A 14985-nucleotide genomic window follows, 5' to 3' on the forward strand; every position below is an offset into this window, starting at 1 on the left:
AGGTGGCAGCAGAGATCGCGGGGGCGGTGGAGATACGCGGTGCGCTGGCCAGACTCCGGCGCGCCACCGGGCTCCCGATCGCCTTCGGCGGGCTGGTCGACGCCGACCGGCCACAGGTCCGGATCAGCGAGCTGACCGGCACCAACACGGCCGCCCTGCGCTCGCTCGCGGTCTCCTCCGGCAACGGCCTGGGCGGCAGGGCGGTCCTGCTGGCCCGTCCGTGCGCGGTCACCGACTACTCCGTCTCCCGGCAGATCAGCCACGAGTACGACATCCCGGTGGCGGCCGAGGGCATCCGCTCGGTTCTCGCGGTGCCCGTGGTGGTCCGGCGCCGGGTGCGGGGCGTGCTGTACGGCGCGCTGCGCACCGCCCAGCCGCTGGGCGACCGCACCCTGGGCGCGGCGGTGGCGGCGGCACGGGACGTGGAGCAGGCCCTCGTCGTACGGGACGAGGCACGGGGCCTGCTGGCGGCGGCGCGCCCGGAGCCCGCCGCCGTACCGGATCCGGGGGGCGCCTGGGAACAGGTGCGGGAGGCGCATGCCACGCTGCGGGCGCTGGCCCCGCGGATCGCCGACCCCGAACTGCGCGCCGAACTGCTCGCCGCCTGCGGGATGCTGACCACCCCGGCACCTGCGGCCGAGGGAACACTGGCGCCCCGGGAGCTGGATGTGCTGGCCTGGGTGGCGGCCGGCGCGACCAACGCGGCGGTGGCCGAGCGGCTCGGGCTGCGACCCGAGACGGTCAAGGGGTACCTGCGCTCGGCGATGCGGAAACTGGGCGCACACACCCGAGGGGAGGCAGTGTCGGCGGCTCGTCGGACGGGGTTGTTGCCGTAGCGGAGGGAACCCATTCCATTCATGCATGCGCGCTTTGAATTACCCGATGCAAGGCCGCTGTTATTTCCCTCACCATGCCGTCCGGCCGGATTTCAGGGTTCGTTGCCTAGAATTTGGCCCGAACACGACACACGAGGGGAGCGGTGACCGTGCGACGGGACTTCCAGGAGCCTGCCCGATGCCGCCCCGACCTGGTCATCGGCCGGGCGGAGCTGCTCTCGGCCGCCCGTGAACAGCTCGCCTCGGGCGGCAGCGTGCTCCTGCACGGGCCGGCCGGAATAGGGAAATCGACCGTCCTGGGGGCATTGGACGCCGAATACGCCGGCGCCGCCCGCACCGTGTTGCGCTGCTCGGCCACCGAGTCTGAATCCCATCTTCCGTTTCTGGCCCTCGCCGACCTCTTCGGGCTGGTCCTCGACGAGGTCGCGCCCCGGCTGCCCGGCGCCCAGCGCACCGCCCTGGAGTCGGCACTCACCGGCCGCGGCGAGTCCACCCTCCAGCGCGACGGCCTCGCCCTGCGCCTCGCGGTGCTGTCGGCGCTGCGCGCGCTGGCCGCCGAGGGCCCCGTGCTGATCGTCGCCGACGACCTCCAGTGGCTGGATCCGGCCAGCGCCGAACTCCTCGGCTTCGCCGCCCGCCGCCTCGGCGGCACCCCGGTCCAACTGCTCTGCGCGGTCCGCACGGAGGGCCAGGAGTACGACCGTCACCTACGCGCGTCACCCCCGGACACCGTCGCCGTCCGCCTCGGCCCGCTCACCCGCAGGCAGGTCGCCGACCTCCTCGACCACCGCGGCCACGCGGCGCTGACCCGGGCCGCGGTCCGGGAGATCCACCGCACCAGCGGCGGCAACCCGCTGTTCGCCCTGGAACTCGGCCGCGCCCTCGCCGAGAACCCGACCCCGCCCCGGCCCGGCGAACCGCTGCCGGTGCCGACCTCGCTGCGCGCCCTGGTCCTCACCCGCCTGGACATGCTCTCCGTCGAGGCCCGCCGCACCCTCCTGGTGGCCAGCGCCGGCGCCCGGCCCACGCACGCCCTGCTGCACGCGGCCGGCCGGGAGAACGCCGAGGCCGAATGCGCCCAGGCGGCCGAACTGGGGCTGCTGGCCACCGAGCCGGAGGGCCCGGCCGTACGCTTCGCCCACCCCCTCATCTCCGCCGCGCTGTACGCCGAGGCGCCCGCGCAGGAGCGCCGGGCCGCGCACGCGGCGCTGTCCACGGCCGCCTCCGACCCGATCGAGCGGGCCCGGCATCTGGCCCTGGCCGCCACCGGCACCGACCCGGAGGTGGCCGCCCGGCTCGCCGAGGCCGCGACCCAGGCCCGGGACCGGGGAGCGCCCTCGGTGGCCGCACAGCTCGGCCTGCTCGCCGCCCGGCACACCCCCGGTGACAACAGACCGGGCCCGGACGAGCGCCGGCTGCTGGCCGCCGAGGACGCGATCAGCGCCGGCGAGGTCGACCTCGCCCAGGACATCGCCCGTGAGGTGCTCACCCGCGCCACCCGCCCCGCCGACCGGGTACGGGCCTGGATCCTGGTCATCGACTCCGCCGGCCACACCATGACCGAGGTCGACGCGGCCTTCCCGCACGCCCTCGCCGACGCCGGCGACGACCCCCGGCTGCTCGGCCTGGTCCACTACCAGCTGGCCTGGCGAGCCCTGATCGTGGAGGGCGACTTCACCGAGGCCCGGCAGGCGGCCGCGCACTCCGCCGACCTCGCGGCCCGCGGCGACGACCGGCGCACCGAGCTGCTCGCGCTGTCCCTGCAGGCCCAGGTCGAGACCCTGATGGGCCATCCGGCCGCGCCCGCCACCATCAAGCGTGCCCTGAAGGAGCCGCAGGACCCGAACGTGTCGTGCCATCACAACGGAGCCGGCAGCGCCCGGTTCCGCTGGCTGGTGATGGGCGACCAGCTGGCCGACGCCCGGGCCACGGTCACCGCGCTGCTGCGCGAGGTGCGCCGGCGCGGCCAGGTGGAGAGCGAGGTGCACTTCCTGCGCGGGCTCGCCGAGACCGAGTTGCGCTCCGGGCACTGCGGCCGGGCCCTCGACCTGGCCCGGGAGGGCCTGCACCTGGCCCACGACTGCGGGATCGGCGAGACCGCCTCCGCGATGCTCACCTCACTGGCCGAGGCCTCCGGCGGTGACGTGGACCGGGGCCTCGCGCTGGCCCGGGAGGCGGTGGACCACGCCGAGCAGGACGGCGACACCATGTACCTGTCCCGGGCCCTGGGCGCCCTCGGATACGCCCAGTTGGTGGCAGGCGACCCGGCGGGCACCGTACGCTCGCTGCGCCGGGTGCGGGAGCTGGAGCAGAGCCTCGGCATCACCGACCCGGCACGCGGCCGCTGGCAGGGCGACCTGGCCGAGGCACTGGTCCGGGTGGGTGAGACGGCCGAGGCGCAGGACGTCATCGACGTCACCCGGGAGCACGCCCTCAGACTCGGCCGGGAGAGCGTTCTCGCCGTGCTCGACCGGGCCGAGGCGCTCGTCCGGGCGGCGCACGGGGAGCACGAGGCGGCCGTCGCCCAGCTGACCTCGGCTCAGGACCGGTTCGCCAAACTGGGCTACGGTCTGGAGGAGGCCCGGGCCGCGTTCGCCCTGGCCTCGCTGCGCGAGCGGCGCTCCCCCACGGCGTACGACGAGGCCACCCGGCTGTTCCGGCGGTGCCGGGCGCTGCCGTGGCTGCGGCAGGTGGACGAGGCCGTCTCGGCGCCCGAGGCCGAGCCCGAGCCGGCGGTCGGGGCGCCGGCCGAGCCGGCCGCCGCGCTGGAGGGGCTGGCCGCGATGGAGCGTCAGGTCGCCGCGCTGGTCATGGAGGGCGCCACCAACCGGGAGATCGCCGCCCGGCTGTTCATCAGCGTCAAGACGGTGGAGGCGACGCTCACCCGGGTCTACCGCAAGCTGGGCATCCGATCGCGCGTGGACATAGTCCGTTTGGCGGCCGGGCGGCGCGCGAAGTGAGAGCGCTCCCGGTTAACTGAGGCGGACCGAGGGTTTTCCCTCCCCCATCCCCCTAGGGGGTTCCCTCATTGGGAGGGTGGGGTTCCGGGTTCTAGCTTATGGATGTGCCGCTCGCCCGGGCATACGGGGGTCGGTCCCGCGACCCCCGTGCACCCCCCACACCCGCGCGACCCCCCACCGGCAACCCCCACTGAGGAGACTCATGTTCGGGCTCAACCGCGCCAGAAAGACCGCCGCCGTCCTGGCGGTGACGGCTGCCGCCGCAGCGACCGCGCTGATCGCGTCCCCCACCGCGTCAGCCGCCCCCCAGCCGATCGTCGGCGGCACGACGACCACGACCACCGCGTACCCGTTCATGATGCAGATCACGGACGCGTCCGGCAGTCAGTTCTGCGGCGGCACCCTGGTGTCGGCGACCAAGGTGGTGACCGCCGCCCACTGTATGGAGGGCGAGACCACCAGCAGCGTCCGCGTGGTCGGCGGGCGTACCAACCTGAACGGCACCAACGGCACGGTCAGCCGGGTCAGCAAGATCTGGATCAACCCGGACTACACGGACGCCACCAACGGCGACGACGTGTCGGTCCTCACCCTCTCGACGGCGATGTCGTACACCCCGGCGTCGTACGTCAGCTCCTCCCAGACCAGCGTGTACGCGGCCGGCACCACGGCCCGCATCCTCGGCTGGGGCACCACCTCGGAGAACGGCAGCTCCTCCAACCAGCTGCGGACCGCGACCGTCCCGATCGTGTCCGACACCAGCTGCAAGAGCTCCTACGGTTCGGACTTCGTCCAGACCGACATGGTTTGCGCCGGATACACGTCCGGTGGCGTAGACACCTGCCAGGGCGACAGCGGCGGTCCCCTGCTCATCGGGGGCGTCCTGGCAGGGATCACTTCCTGGGGAGAGGGGTGCGCGGAGGCCGGTTACCCGGGTGTCTACACCCGGCTGACCACCTTCTCGAACCTGGTGACCACACAGGTCAACTCGTAACCAGAAGACCTCCCGGGCATCGCCCGGGTGAGTGACCAGGGGGCGTTGCGGGCTACCACGAGCAGCCCGCAGCGCCCCCTATCCATGCCCCGGTCCGGCCACTTGCCGGCGGTGAGTCCGCCCGCCGCGCCCCAGCCGTCCGCCGGGACCTCGCGGGACGGTCCGGGCGGCGGCTCGAAGCCGGCCTCGCGACAGGCGCCGACCACCAGGTCGGCCAGGGCGGGTTGCTGCGGCGCCCGGCTCCCGCTCGAGCCGCTGTATCCGCATGCTCACCGCGGACTGCACGATGTGCGGCCGGTCGGCGGCCCTCCCGAAGTGCAACTCCCCGGCGACGGCGACGAAGTGGCTGAGCCGCCGCAGTTCCGTGGCCCCGACTCCAGAGGCCCCGTTTCGCATGTGCTCCGAATGAGTGGCGCGGGGCGGGCGGCTCGGGCCGAGCGACGCGGGCCGAGCGACGCGGGCCGAGCGACGCGGGCTGAGGGGTCATCGGCCGGATCGGGGTACGACCGTCGCGAACCGGATGTCGTACGACGTCCCGGGGTGCAGGACGGCCAGCATCCGCTCGCCTTCTTCCAGCACGGCGGCCCGCTGGGCCCGGCTCAGCGGGCCGAAGGGCTCGATGACCAGGGCGTCGTCCAGCGGCTTCCACACGCCCGCCAGAAAGCCGTCCACGAGCAGGGTCCGGTGGGGCTGGTTGCCCTGCCAGAGGCGGCCCCGGTGCTCGGGCGGGACGACACGGGTGCGGTCGGCGTGCGAGAGGAGGAGGTTGTCGTACTCGGGGAGGAAGCGGGGCGGGGCGGGCGTCCCGGGGTCGGGGCGGGGTGCGTCGGGCAGGTCGAAGAGCTCGACACCGTGCTCGTCGCGGAAGGCGAGGAGGCGGGGCCGGAGCCGTTCGAAGACCTCGCGCAGCCGGGTCAGTCCGGCCCAGGTCTGCATGTCCCTGACGGAGGCCGGGCCGAAGGCGGCGAGATAGCGCAGCACGGTGTCGTCCGGTGCCGGGGCCGGTGCGGCGGGACGGCCCAGCCAGTGCTCGGCGGTGGTGAGTGCGACCTGCCCGGACCGGCCCCACAGGCCGCGTGGGGGGACCTGGACGAGGGGCAGCTTGCAGCGGGCGGCGACGGCCAGGGACTGCGGGTCGGCATCGGGCCACTCGGCGAGGAGGGCTTGGCGCAGTTCGGCCATGGTGCGCGGTTCGGCCTCGACCAGGTCACGGGCGAGTGCCGCGAGCCGGTCCAGGTCGACGCCGGTCAGGCCCTTGCGGAAGGCGGTCAGCTCGCGGTCCCGGGCCGGCTGGACGAGCGGGCGCAGGGTGCGGGCGTCGTCGGCGGTGTGGGTGTGGATGGTCGACCGCAGGGTGACGATCCGGACGACCTCCCGGTCCGCCATCAGCCGCGAGAGCCGCTCGGGATCGAAGCCGTCGAGGCGGGCGGCGAGGGCGTAGTACGGCGGCTTCACGTTCTGTGCCTGGAGGCCGACGAGATGCGCCACGGCCTCCTCCACCGACCGGGGTGAGCGGCGCAGCAGCAGCTGACGGTCGAGGGTGGCACGGTTGAGGGCGCGGGTGCCGAGGACCGGGCCGGGGGACGTCTTCGCCATATCGCGCACGGTAACGTCCGTCGCGGACAGATCCTGTCCGCTTCTCTCACCGAATCCCGTCCTTGATTCCCTCCGCCGGGCCTGTATGCCCCGTATATCCTGCACCAAGGCCCACTGATCACGCCTGACCACGCCTGACCACGCCCGATCACTACGATCACACAGATCACGCCGATGCAGTCCCCATCGAGAGGCGGCCGCGATGTCCGAGCGACGCCCCAGCCCGGCCTCGAAGAACTCCGGGAACGGCAGGAACGGCAGGAACGCCAGACGGTCCGTCTGGCGCCGCTCCCTGCCGCCGAAGCAGGACACGGCCGAGCCGCCGGAGCCGGGCTCCGCGGCGGCGGCGACACCGGGCGAGCCGCCGAGCGTGGTGGAGGCCGCGCTGTACCGCGACGGGGTGCGGGTGTCGACGCCGGCGACCCTGGCGGAGACGTACCGCGAGCTGCGCGACCAGCCCGCGGGGATGGCGTGGATCGGCCTGGCCCGCCCCACCTCGGACGAACTCCTCTCCCTGGCCGCCGAGTTCGACCTGCATCCGCTCGCGGTCGAGGACGCGATGGAGGCACACCAGCGCCCGAAGCTGGAGCGCTACGGCGACACGCTGTTCGTGGTCCTGCGCGCCGCCCGCTATCTGGACGCGCCGGAGGAGGTGGACTTCGCCGAGCTGCACGTCTTCGTGGGCCCGGACTTCGTGATCACGGTCCGGCACGGCGCGGCGCCGGACCTGTCGGCGGTCCGCCACCGCATGGAGGACAGCCCTGACCTGCTCAAACTCGGCCCCGAGGCAGTCCTCTACGCCATACTCGACGCGGTGGTGGACGGCTACGCCCCGGTCGTCGAGGGCGTCCAGAACGACATCGACGAGATCGAGACGGAGGTCTTCCGCGGCGACCCGGAAGTCTCCCGCCGCATCTACGAACTCTCCCGCGAGACGGTCGAGTTCCAGCGCGCCACCCGGCCCCTGGTCGGCATGCTGCACAGCCTGATCGCCGGTTTCGCCAAGTACGAGACGGACGAGGAACTCCAGCGCTACCTCCGCGACGTCGCCGACCACGTCACCCACATCAGCGAACGCGTGGACGGCTTCCGCCAGGCCCTCACGGAGATCCTCACGGTCAACGCGACCCTGGTCACCCAGCAACAGAACGCGGAGATGCGGGCCTTGGCGGAGGCAGGCTTCGAACAGAACGAGGAGATCAAGAAGATCTCGTCGTGGGCGGCGATCCTCTTCGCTCCGACACTCGTCGGGACGATCTACGGCATGAACTTCCGGGAGATGCCGGAGTTGCACTGGGCACTCGGGTACCCCTTCGCGGTGGTCCTGATGGCGGTCGTATGCACCACTCTGTATCTCATCTTCAAGCGGAAGGACTGGCTCTGAGCAATCGGCCGCACGACCGTGCACCCTGCGGACTCGAAGCTGGACAGGGTCGGCGCCGACACCGTGTCGAAGGCCCTGGTCGACCAGGGCTTCAAGAACGCGTGATCGACGCACCAGCCGTACGCGAGGCAGGACGGTTCGCCGACGACGAAGGCCCCGGTGGGCCGTCGGGCACACTCGAATGCGCCGCTGGTGTCCATCGAGGGTTTCTGCCAGTGAGGGCCAGGGCGCGGTCGAGCACGGGTGCGTCCGCGTCTTGGGGTACCTCGTCACCCAGGAGGCCGAGACCGCGCATGCGGGGTGCCTCTCGCGAATACGTGGCGAACGTGGCTTCGGCCAAGAACGCGGGTACGGCGAGCGGTTGTCCGGTGGCTGCTGCCGTGTCCCAGGCGTGGACGGTGAATTCGGCGATGAGGATCCCGCCGAGCGCGGTCGCGGGCATGGGCGGTCCGCCGAGGCCGGCCTCGCCCTCCCACGCTGCCGGCTCGGACCAGGCCCTGGCCGCCGGTTCCGCTCTGCCGGCCACGAGCAACGCCCACTCGGACTCCGGCCGCCCGGCGAGAAGTGGCACCGGGCTCGCGGTCAGCAGGCCCGGATCCGATGCCGTGCGGGTGCCCGCGTCTCTCGTCAGCAGGAGCATCATGGCGATGTGATTGACGAGGTCTTTCACCGTCCATGCCGAACACGGCGTCGGGTTGTGAAATTGGTCGACCGGTGCGCCGCGCACAGCGTCCACGACCAGCTCTATGCTCTGCGCCAACTGCTCCACTTTCGTCGCCGGCAGCATGCGGCATCCCTCCTTCGAAGTCGACTGCGACGAACGCGATCACCGCGGTTCGCCCCTCATTCGCAGGGCGTCGTCCTAGTCGATGAAGACGCTCCACGCTGTGGCGTTGAGGTTGTCGGCGAGGAAGATGTCGGTTCCTCCCAGGCGCTTTTCCCAGGACGGCATGAGTTCGGCCGCGCGGGCGGTGACCGCGTCCATCCAGACCTTGATTTCCGCCTGCTTGTTGTCGGCCGGCACCTTGGCGGCGGCCGAGGCTTCCTTCATGTCGACCGTGCGCAGTGCTTCGGATGCAGCGGCGCGCAGGTCCCGGATGTACTCCCGGTTCGTCGCCACGTCCTCGGGCGTACCGGGCAGGGCCATATGGCCGGTGACGATGGTCTCGTAGTCGTACTCCAGCAACTGGTCCATGGCGTCGAAGTACGCGGGCACGTGCGCGGAGAAGTACAGGCGGAAGAACGGCGCGCTCTTCGGGGTGAAGCTGTCCATCGCTCCCATGAGCTTCAGCTCCGGCAGGTGGATGAACAGGTTGCCGGCCTGATGCCAGTCTCCCGTGTAGTCGAGGACGAACCGCACCCCGTCGATGTCCATCTCCTTGCGCCGGCCACTGAAGGTCTCGGTGGGCAGGGGACGCCGGTCGTCGTTCTTGACCTCCTTGATGAACTCGCCGGTGATCTCATGGGAGATGATCTTCAGGCCGTCCCGGTTCAGCAGGTGAGCCGCCCCGATGTGGTCGGCGTGCGCGTGGCTGTAGATCAGGTGGGTGACCGGCTTGGGGGTGACCGACTCGATCGCCTCCAGCAGTCTGTCCCCCAGGAACGGTGAAGCGTCCACGAGGACGACACCCTTCTTCGTCTCCACGAACATCGTGTTGATCATTCCCTGGGTGACGAAGTGGGCACCTCCGCCCAGTTCCTGCACGACATACCCGGACTCCGGAATGTCCGGGCCCAGGGCGAAGTCGGGTACAGGCGCGAACTCGGTCATGGTGATCTCCTTCGGGTGGCCCGCCCCAGGGCTGGGGCGGAGGGGTGTCCTGTGAGGGGGTTCCAAGGGGCCGCGTGAGGACTGGCTCGGGCCTGGCCTGCGGCAGCGCGGTCTTCGAGGCGGCTGCGGGCCGGTGCGGGACAGCCGCTCCTTTCTCCAGCCCGGTGCAGGGAGGTCCTCTGGATTCCGCGCGGGAGAAGGGCGTCGCTTTTCATCCAGCGTGGCCCGCTTTGCGTGCGTGTGGACGCTCCAAGGGCGCCCTTCTGAACCTAGGTCCGACTGGTCCACCTTCACCGGCCCGTCACGCAGCCGTGGGGAGCACACTGGCCGCATGAACGACAACGGCGAACTGGGGGACTTCCTGCGCTCGCGCCGGGCCCGTCTGCGTCCCGAGGACGCGGGGGCGGCATTCAGCGGCGGCGCGCGCCGGGTGCCGGGACTGCGCCGCGAGGAGGTCGCGCACCTGGCCGGGGTGAGCACGGACTACTACGCCCGCCTCGAACAGGGCCGGCACCCCCACGTCTCCGAGACGGTACTGGAGGCGGTCGCCCGCGCCCTGCGCCTGGACGACACCGAACGCGGCTACCTCTTCGAACTCGCCCGACCCAGGACACCCGGACGCCACCGGAGCAGTCCCGCCCGCGCACCACGCATGCGGCAGCCGATCCACCAGATGCTGGACGTCCTCAACGACGTCTCACCGGCCGTCGTCCTCAACCACCGCAGTGACGTCCTGGGCGCCAACCACCTGGCCAGACAGCTGATCACGGACTTCGACGCACTGCCGCACCGCGACCGCAACCTCGCCCGATTCGTACTGCTCCACCCCACCGCCCGTGACCTCTATCAGGACTGGGACCGGGTCGCGGAGACCTTCGTCGCCAGTCTGCGCCTGGCCTCCGGACGCCATCCCGACGACCGACTGCTGAACGAACTCGTCGGGGAGCTGTCCATCAAGGTCCCCGAGTTCTCCACCTGGTGGGCCGGCCACCGCGTGGACCAGTGCGCCCACGGCACCCAACGCCTCATTCACCCCGTGGTCGGCGAACTCACCCTCTCCTACGAAACGCTGGCTCTGCCCGCCGACCCTGACCAGAGCATCGTGCTCTACACCACCGAACCCGGCTCCGCCTCCGCGGAGACACTCCGCCTGCTCGCCAGCTGGACCACACCGGCGAACACACCCGAAGCCGCCCCCTCCCAGGCACCGTAAGGCCGATGAGGAACAGGCGGCCGATCAGTGAGGAGGACTTGAGACCATGACGTCCACGCTCGTCCAGACTCCCTTCGGAGAAGGGTCGACGGCCGCCGAGGCCATCGAGGGCGTCGACCTCTCAGGCCGGCAGGCGGTCGTCACCGGCGCCGCGTCGGGTCTCGCGCCGGGACCGACCGTGCCCTCGCGAGCGCCGACGCCTCGGCCACCTTCGCGGTCCGCAGCACGGACGCCGGCGAGCGCACCGCGACCGGCGTCCGCAAGGCGGCCGGGAACGACGCCGTCCAGGTCGGCCCGCTCGCTCTCACCGACAGGGCGTTGATCGCCGCCTTCACGAGCGCCTGGTCCGGGTCCCTGCATCAGCGACTGTTCCGCCCCTTGCCTCTCGGCCGGCCGGACCCACTCCCTCACACCGCCGGCGCCGACCACCTGGCCCTGCAGCTCATCACCGCCGAAGGCGGCGAGACGCCGCCGCTCGCCCAGTGGCGCCGCCTCGCCGGGGTCAGCGCGAAGAGTGCGTAGCCGCACAGGTGGCGACGCCCGAGGCACTCATGACAACCATCCTCTGGAGCACGGCATGTCCGCACCCGAGCAGAACAAAGAACTCGTTCTGACGGCCTCCGACACGCTCTTCGGCAAGCGCGACCACGCGGCCGCGGAGGAGTTCTGGTCCGAGGACTGCCTTCAGCACAGCCGGCACATCCCGCCGGGGTGGGAGGGTCTGTTCAACCTCGTTCGCGCCTTGCCCGCCGCCCGGCGCTACGACAGCCAACTCGCCGTCGCCGGGCACGCGACCTCCCGATGTCCGGCGACCACTTCCCGTACGACCGGGCGAGGTGAGCCGAGATGACCGGCACCAATCGCCAGTTCCGCCTCAAGGCCCGCCCGGCCGGCCCCTTCGAAGACTCCGACTTCGAGCTCGTCCGGACAGCCATTCCCGTGCCCGGCGACGGCGAGTTCCTGGTCAAGGTCACACACCTGTCGATCGACCCCGCTATGCGCGGCTGGATGAAAGCAGAGCACGTCACTCCGGTGGACGTCGGAGCCGTCATGCGGGCGATCACGATCGGACAGGTCGTGGGCTCCCGCCACCCCGGCTTCACGGAGGGCGACATCGTCCACGGCACGTTCGGCGTCCAGGAGTTCGCGCTGTCGGACGGAACCGGGGTCTACAAGGTCCACCCCGAGGAGGGCCGGTCGCTCGCGGCGTATCTCGGCGTCCTGGGCATGACCGGCATGACCGCCTACTTCGGGCTCCTCGACGTCGGCCGGCCGGGCGCGGGCGACGTGGTGCTCGTATCGGGAGCAGCCGGGGGTGTGGGAAGCGCCGCCGGTCAGATCGCGAGGATCAAGGGCGCACACGTGATCGGGATCGCGGGCGGCCCCGAGAAGACGCGCATGCTCGTCGACCGGCTCGGGTTCAGCGCCGCCATCGACTACAAGCGGGACGACTTTCCCGACCAGCTGCGCGACCGCACCCCCCGATATGTCGACGTGTTCTTCGACAACGTCGGCGGGGGCATCCTCGACCAGGCACTCACCCGCCTCGCCCGCGGCGCGCGAGTCGTCATCAGCGGGGCGATCTCCCAGTACGACCACGCCGATGCGGTCGTGGGACCGAGCAACTACCTGACCCTGCTGTACCGGAGCGCCTCCATGGCGGGCATCGCCGTTCCCGCCTTCGCCGACCGGTATCCCGAGGCCATGGCACAGATGTCGCGCTGGCTCGCCGACGGTCGGCTGACGAGCATCGAGGACACGGTGCATGGCGACATCGAGACGTTCCCGGCCACGCTCAGGCGCCTGTTCACCGGCAAGAACACCGGCAAGCTCGTCCTCGAACTCAAGCACCGGGCGTGAGCCCTCTGTCTTTCCGGCGCACCTGCACCAGGTCTGCCGGGACCGCCTCCCCCACCTGTTCAGGTGAGGGCAGAACAACCGACCGATGACTAGGACTTGAGGTCATGACAACCACCCAGCGCATCCACACCCCCTTCGGAGAAGAGTCGACGGCCGCGGAGGTCATCGAAGGCATCGACCTTTCCGGCAAGTACGCGGTCGTCACCGGCGCCGCCTCGGGTCTCGGCGCCGAGACCGCCCGCGCCTTCGCGGGCGCCGGTGCCTCGGTCACCCTCGCGGTCCGCAACACGGACGCCGGCGAGCGCACCGCGACCGACATCCGCAAGTCCACCGGAAACGACGCCGTCCATGTCGGCCGGCTCGACCTCGCCGACCAGGCGTCGATCGCCGCCTTCACGAACGCCTGGACCGGCCCCCTGCACATCCTCGTCAACAACGCCGGCGTGATGGCACTGCCCACGCTCGAGCGCACACCGGACGGCTGGGAGCTGCAGTTCGCGTCCAACCATCTCGGCCACTTCGCACTCGCGCTCGGCCTGCACGACGCGCTCGCGGCCGCCGGCAACGCGCGGATCGTGTCGCTGAGTTCCCGCGGCCACCACGCCTCGCCCGTGGAGTTCGACGACATCAATTTCAACGACCGCGCCTACGACCCGTGGCTCGCCTACGGGCAGTCCAAGACCGCCAACGTTCTCTTCGCGGTCGAGGCGAGCAACCGCTGGGCCACCGACGGGATCACCGCCAACGCCGTCCACCCCGGCGTGATCATGTCGACGAACCTGTCGCGCTACATGGATCCGGACCAGGCCGCACAGCTGCGCGCTCTCGAGGCAGCCGGAGAATTCGGCTCGATCCAGGGCGCACCGTTCCGGTTCAAGACCATCGCCCAAGGCGCCGCGACCAGCGTGCTCGTCGCGACCTCCCCCCCAGGTGGAGGGCGTCGGCGGCCGTTACTTCGAGGACAACAACGAAGCGGAGAAGCTGTCGGCCGAGGCCGTGGGATCCGCCCCCGGCGGCGTAGCCCCGTACGCGCTCGACCCGGACGCCGCCAAGCGCCTGTGGGAGCTGTCACTCTCCGCAACAGGCGCATGAGCGGAATCCTCGCCGCGATGTACAGAACACCTGTCTCCCTGCGCGGTCCTGGGAGTTCGCAGAGGAGCCGGCCCTCGTCCGGGACCGCGCAGACGAGGGCAAAACAGATCGCGGCAGCGGCAGGACGGCTACCTCAGGTCACATGGAAGCGGAAATTGCGGACGCCCTTGGAGAGTCAACTTGAGGGTGCCTCGGAGGAGCTGCGCCCTCGTAGCCCCGTCGGGGCACTCCAGCTGGCGAGCATGCTGAGCGTCTCCGCGGAGGCCGAACCAGGTTCCGCGGTGTAGAGGCAGATACTCAGGTCGGGGTCGGCGGGCAGGGCCAGAATCTCGTAGGAGAGGGTGAGTTCGCCGACCACGGGGTGAACGAGGCGCCGGGTGCCGTGGGCGCACTGGTCCACGCGGTGGCCGGCCCACCAGGTGGAGAACTCGGGGACCTTGATGGACAGCTCCCCGACGAGTTCGTTCAGCAGGCGGTCGTCGGGATGGCGTCCGGCAGCCAGCCGAAGACTGGCGACAAACGCCTCCGCGACCCGGTCCCAGTCCTGATAGAGGTCACGGGCGGCCGGCTGGAGCAGTACGAATCGGGCGAAGTTGCGGTCGCGGTACGGCAGTGCGTCGAAGTCCGTGATCAGTGCCTTGGCAAGATGGTTGACTGCCAGGACGTCGCTGCGGTGGTTGAGGACCAGGGCCGGTGAGACGTCGTTGAGGACGTCCAGCATCTGGTGGATCGCCGGACGCACGCGCGGTAGCGGGGCCGGACGGCGCCGTTCCGCGCTGGGGGACCTGGGTCGGGCGAGTTCGAAGAGGTAGCCGCGTTCGGTGTCGTCCAGGCGCAGGGCGCGGGCGACCGCCTCCAGTACCGTCTCGGAGACGTGGGGGTGCCGGCCCTGTTCGAGGCGGGCGTAGTAGTCCGTGCTCACCCCGGCCAGGTGCGCGACCTCCTCGCGGCGCAGTCCCGGCACCCGGCGCGCGCCGCCGCTGAATGCCGTCCCCGCGTCCTCGGGACGCAGACGGGCCCGGCGCGAGCGCAGGAAGTCACCGAGCTCGTCGCTTTGATCCATGCATCCAGTGATACCACTACAGCGGCATGACGGGCCGGTGGGTGGACCAGCCAGACCTGGGTTCAGCAGGGCGCGCGCGAGGCGTCCGCACGCGTGTCCCCGGCGGAATGCTGGACGCGAACCGGGAGGCAACGCCGCCTCCACAGGTGGTCGTCGCCGGCAACGGGCCCTTTCTGGGAAAGGGCCGCGCACGACCGAGCGGAGCCCCCGGTTACC

At 71.3% G+C, this 14985-nt stretch carries 13 protein-coding genes and 1 pseudogene; 9 read left to right on the forward strand and 5 right to left on the reverse strand.

From position 1 onward, the window contains the following. Positions 1-2 precede the first annotated feature (2 nt). The 3 genes from ACFWXC_RS14995 to ACFWXC_RS15005 all read left to right on the forward strand — a co-directional run bounded on the left by ACFWXC_RS14995 (position 3) and on the right by ACFWXC_RS15005 (position 4790). Entirely contained in the window at positions 3-836 is an 834-nt protein-coding gene (locus ACFWXC_RS14995) for a LuxR C-terminal-related transcriptional regulator (protein WP_384478631.1), read from the forward strand. A 143-nt stretch (positions 837-979) separates the two neighbouring features. Beyond that, positions 980-3796 carry an AAA family ATPase gene (locus ACFWXC_RS15000; RefSeq protein WP_384478634.1) on the forward strand — a complete coding sequence of 939 codons (2817 nt, stop codon included), beginning with the start codon at positions 980-982 and terminating at the stop codon, positions 3794-3796. Positions 3797-3998: 202 nt separating this feature from the next. Next, a complete protein-coding gene (locus tag ACFWXC_RS15005) occupies positions 3999-4790 on the forward strand; it encodes a S1 family peptidase (protein ID WP_384478636.1) in 792 nt (263 codons plus the stop codon). A 78-nt stretch (positions 4791-4868) separates the two neighbouring features. Here the strand turns inward: ACFWXC_RS15005 and ACFWXC_RS15010 are convergent, their stop codons facing one another. Further along, positions 4869-5186, reverse strand: a complete 318-nt coding sequence (locus tag ACFWXC_RS15010; protein ID WP_384478639.1) for a LysR family transcriptional regulator — start codon at positions 5184-5186, stop codon at positions 4869-4871. Positions 5187-5273: 87 nt separating this feature from the next. Next, positions 5274-6386: a winged helix DNA-binding domain-containing protein gene (locus tag ACFWXC_RS15015; RefSeq protein ID WP_384478642.1), complete on the reverse strand. Its 1113-nt coding sequence runs from the start codon at positions 6384-6386 to the stop codon at positions 5274-5276. A 202-nt stretch (positions 6387-6588) separates the two neighbouring features. On the opposite strand from ACFWXC_RS15015, the gene ACFWXC_RS15020 reads away from it, so the two are divergent. After that, positions 6589-7770, forward strand: a complete 1182-nt coding sequence (locus tag ACFWXC_RS15020) for a magnesium and cobalt transport protein CorA (RefSeq protein WP_384478645.1) — start codon at positions 6589-6591, stop codon at positions 7768-7770. Between the two features lie 91 nt (positions 7771-7861). Here the strand turns inward: ACFWXC_RS15020 and ACFWXC_RS15025 are convergent, their stop codons facing one another. Continuing rightward, entirely contained in the window at positions 7862-8557 is a 696-nt protein-coding gene (locus tag ACFWXC_RS15025; protein ID WP_384478648.1) for a TIGR03086 family metal-binding protein, read from the reverse strand. A 75-nt stretch (positions 8558-8632) separates the two neighbouring features. Next, positions 8633-9541, reverse strand: a complete 909-nt coding sequence (locus ACFWXC_RS15030; RefSeq protein WP_384478651.1) for an MBL fold metallo-hydrolase — start codon at positions 9539-9541, stop codon at positions 8633-8635. Positions 9542-9872: 331 nt separating this feature from the next. On the opposite strand from ACFWXC_RS15030, the gene ACFWXC_RS15035 reads away from it, so the two are divergent. The 5 genes and pseudogenes from ACFWXC_RS15035 (at position 9873) to ACFWXC_RS15055 (ending at position 13706) form a co-directional block, all read left to right on the forward strand. Further along, on the forward strand, positions 9873-10754 hold the full coding sequence (locus ACFWXC_RS15035; RefSeq protein ID WP_384478654.1) for a helix-turn-helix transcriptional regulator: 882 nt from the start codon (positions 9873-9875) through the stop codon (positions 10752-10754). Between the two features lie 318 nt (positions 10755-11072). Then, positions 11073-11276: a hypothetical protein gene (locus ACFWXC_RS15040; protein WP_384478656.1), complete on the forward strand. Its 204-nt coding sequence runs from the start codon at positions 11073-11075 to the stop codon at positions 11274-11276. Positions 11277-11331: 55 nt separating this feature from the next. Then, positions 11332-11604, forward strand: coding sequence for a hypothetical protein (locus tag ACFWXC_RS15045; RefSeq protein WP_384478659.1), 273 nt, complete (start codon positions 11332-11334; stop codon positions 11602-11604). After that, on the forward strand, positions 11601-12614 hold the full coding sequence (locus tag ACFWXC_RS15050; protein WP_384478662.1) for an NADP-dependent oxidoreductase: 1014 nt from the start codon (positions 11601-11603) through the stop codon (positions 12612-12614). Before ACFWXC_RS15045 ends, ACFWXC_RS15050 begins: the two co-directional genes overlap by 4 nt. Positions 12615-12718: 104 nt before the next feature. Next, positions 12719-13706 (forward strand): annotated as a pseudogene (locus ACFWXC_RS15055) (SDR family NAD(P)-dependent oxidoreductase). A gap of 175 nt (positions 13707-13881) precedes the next feature. On the opposite strand, the gene ACFWXC_RS15060 reads toward ACFWXC_RS15055, so the two are convergent. Further along, positions 13882-14769: a helix-turn-helix transcriptional regulator gene (locus ACFWXC_RS15060; RefSeq protein WP_384478664.1), complete on the reverse strand. Its 888-nt coding sequence runs from the start codon at positions 14767-14769 to the stop codon at positions 13882-13884. Between the last annotated feature and the right edge of the window lie 216 nt (positions 14770-14985).

This window comes from Streptomyces sp. NPDC058683 (assembly GCF_042716195.1).
Taxonomy (GTDB): Bacteria; Actinomycetota; Actinomycetes; order Streptomycetales; family Streptomycetaceae; genus Streptomyces.

Excerpts from the sequence above, each read along its gene's own strand:
- ACFWXC_RS15005 (WP_384478636.1), top strand. The coding sequence starts at position 3,999 with ATGTTCGGGCTCAACCGCGCCAGAAAGACCGCCGCCGTCCTGGCGGTG.
- ACFWXC_RS15010 (WP_384478639.1), bottom strand. The coding sequence starts at position 5,186 with ATGCGAAACGGGGCCTCTGGAGTCGGGGCCACGGAACTGCGGCGGCTC.
- ACFWXC_RS15015 (WP_384478642.1), bottom strand. The coding sequence starts at position 6,386 with ATGGCGAAGACGTCCCCCGGCCCGGTCCTCGGCACCCGCGCCCTCAAC.
- ACFWXC_RS15020 (WP_384478645.1), top strand. The coding sequence starts at position 6,589 with ATGTCCGAGCGACGCCCCAGCCCGGCCTCGAAGAACTCCGGGAACGGC.
- ACFWXC_RS15025 (WP_384478648.1), bottom strand. The coding sequence starts at position 8,557 with ATGCTGCCGGCGACGAAAGTGGAGCAGTTGGCGCAGAGCATAGAGCTG.
- ACFWXC_RS15030 (WP_384478651.1), bottom strand. The coding sequence starts at position 9,541 with ATGACCGAGTTCGCGCCTGTACCCGACTTCGCCCTGGGCCCGGACATT.
- ACFWXC_RS15035 (WP_384478654.1), top strand. The coding sequence starts at position 9,873 with ATGAACGACAACGGCGAACTGGGGGACTTCCTGCGCTCGCGCCGGGCC.
- ACFWXC_RS15045 (WP_384478659.1), top strand. The coding sequence starts at position 11,332 with ATGTCCGCACCCGAGCAGAACAAAGAACTCGTTCTGACGGCCTCCGAC.
- ACFWXC_RS15050 (WP_384478662.1), top strand. The coding sequence starts at position 11,601 with ATGACCGGCACCAATCGCCAGTTCCGCCTCAAGGCCCGCCCGGCCGGC.
- ACFWXC_RS15060 (WP_384478664.1), bottom strand. The coding sequence starts at position 14,769 with ATGGATCAAAGCGACGAGCTCGGTGACTTCCTGCGCTCGCGCCGGGCC.